Genomic DNA, 232 nt, shown 5'->3' on the forward strand with positions numbered 1-232 from the left:
GAGGAGGCTCCAGGTCTGCACGAACCCGCCGATGCCCAACCGTGCGTACTGCAGCAGGTCTTCGGCCGTCGTCGCCGACGTCTCGCCGATGTAGAGATGGATGACGATCGGATAGCCGCCGACGTACTCCGTGCGCCAGAAACGCTCGTGCGCGCCCCCGGGGATCGGGGTCGGTGCCGCCTGCAGCGCCAACGCCTGCTCGGTCAGCAGCTCGGCGGTGGACTCCGCCCCG

General features: G+C 69.8%; 1 protein-coding gene. It reads right to left on the bottom strand.

The annotated features are described in order from the left end of the window. Window positions 1-232: hypothetical protein (locus ACZ2IA_RS23345; protein ID WP_470294957.1), on the bottom strand; the 232-nt coding region annotated here is incomplete at both ends.

The organism is Crenobacter sp. CS_VA4, assembly GCF_055597485.1.